General features: G+C 78.7%; 2 protein-coding genes. Both read right to left on the bottom strand.

Annotation, left to right across the window (positions count from 1 at the left end):
- On the bottom strand, positions 1-301 hold a 301-nt coding region (locus SSNG_RS42585; RefSeq protein ID WP_042802490.1), incomplete at its 3' end, for a hypothetical protein.
- Between the two features lie 138 nt (positions 302-439).
- The coding region (locus tag SSNG_RS40490) for a hypothetical protein (protein WP_206731351.1) at positions 440-1,988 on the bottom strand (1,549 nt) is incomplete at its 5' end.

Below are 1,988 nucleotides of genomic sequence, written 5' to 3'. Positions count from 1 at the left end.
GGCGCGCAGCCGGGCTTCCACGGCCCGCTCGCAGTCGCAGCCGGTCCTCCCCGGCCAGGGTCCGGTCCAGCCGTACGGCGAGCAGGACGGCCCTGCGGTCGGCGGCGTACGCCGCTTCGGTGAGGGGGGTGACGCCGTGTACGCCGGGGACGGCGGCCAGGTCCCGGCGCACGGCGGCCAGTTCCCGCGTCAGGACGGGGTCGGTCACCGGCGCGCCGGAGACCACGGCGTCGATCTGCCCCCCGTACGCGCGGACGCCGTCCAGCATCCGGTTGCCCCGCACCGACTCGTGCGCGGCCACTCTTTCTTGGGCGCCGGTCCAGGCCGTCGATGACGGGTCCGGCGGCGGCCGCTCCGGCGGCGAGGAGCAGCAGCCTCAGCAGCAGGACGAGGAGGTGGCGGCGTACGCAGAGCAGGGCGAGGCGGGCGGGCATCGCCCTCAGGGTGCGCATCGGCGGCCTTCGGAGAAGTAGGCGGAGCCGATGGTGACGTCGCCCGGCCGCCGTACGGTCAGCCGGACGAAGCCGTCGCCGCGGGTGCCCCGCATCGGTTCGAGGCATCCGGCGTCCGCCGTCAGCCAGGGCGAGTCGACGATCCGCACGGTCACCGTGCCGGGGCGGGGCACCCGGACGGTGATCGCGGCCGCGTCGGAGCTCCGTACCCGGGCCGGCGGGTCGACGAGCGGGACGGCGTCCCGGACGCGGTAGATCCGCCAGTTCCGGTCCTGCCACACCGGCTCCAGGTAGGCGGGCCGGTCGGCGACGAGGGCGCGTTCGGCCTCGGAGGCGGCGTCGGGCGGGCCGTCGTGGACGACGACGAGGCCCACGGCCCACCGGTCGAGCCAGGCGCGGTAGGCGGCGGGGGTGAGACCGCCGTCCCCGTAGAAGAGGCGGCCGCGTTCCACGTCCGCCTGCCGGTTCCAGCCGCGCGCCAGGGTGACGTAGGGGGTGAGGACGGCGGCCTCGCGGTGGCTGCGCGCCATGACCGCCTCCACCCGCGTGCGGTCGGCGCCGAGGCGGCCGAGTTCGGCGAGGACCCGTCCGTCTCGGCGGCCCAGGCGGGGACCCGGACGGTGTCGCCCAGGTGGGCGGCCGTGTTGCCGCCCACCCAGAGCAGGCAGAGGGCGAGCCCGGCGGCGGCCGCGGCGCGGCGTACGCGGCCGGTCGCCGTCGCGGCGGCGGCGAGCAGGAGGGCGGGGGCGGCGAGGCCGGCGAGCCGCTCGACGTTGGTGCCCATCGGGGAGGGGACGGCGTAGGTGAGCAGGACGGCGGCCGCGTACAGGCCGGCGGCGCGCCTGACCCACCGCCAGGCGGGGGGCGCCGCCGCGAGGACGGCCAGCGCCGTCAGCAGCGGGGGCCAGATCCGCTCCGGGGGCATGGGCTGCTCGCCGTGGAAGGGGAAGAGGCGGGCCGTCAGGGCGAGGACGGCGCAGGGCGGTAGGAGCAGGGCGGCGGCCCCGGCGGCCCGGCTCCGGGGTGCGGGCGGCAGCGCCGTGCCCGGTCAGGGCGAGGAAGAGGCCCGCGACCGGGCTGGCCATGGCGGAGAGGGCCGCGCAGAGCGCGGTGACGGCGAGTCGCCCGCCGCGGGCTCCGGGCTCCCGGGCGCCGGCCCCCCGGGGCGGGGCGGCCGACAGGGCCGCGAGGCCGAACGCCACGCCCAGGACGAAGGTCGTGCGCCCGGAGGCCGTTTGGCACCACAGGGCGAGGGCCGCGGCCAGCGCGGGCCGCTGGGGCGCCCGGACGCCGCTGCGTACGCACAGCAGCGCGGCGAGCCAGGTGGCGGTCAGGCCGGCCGCCACGGTCACGGGGACCACGCCGAAGAGGGCCATGGCGTAGGGGGACACGAGGCTGTAGGCGGCGGTGTGCAGCCCGCCGTGCCAGGCGAGGTCGTAGGCGGAGCCGGGGTGGCGGGCGGCGAAGTCCGCCCAGGCCGTCTGGGCCGCGAGGTCCCCTCCGCCGGTGGCGAGGACGGCCGCCCACACGGCGTAC

It is taken from the genome of Streptomyces sp. C, from assembly GCF_000158895.1.
In the GTDB taxonomy this organism is placed as follows: Bacteria; Actinomycetota; Actinomycetes; order Streptomycetales; family Streptomycetaceae; genus Streptomyces; species Streptomyces racemochromogenes.
The sequence above is the reverse complement of the archived record's forward strand: the minus strand, read 5'-3'. Positions and strand labels throughout refer to the sequence as shown.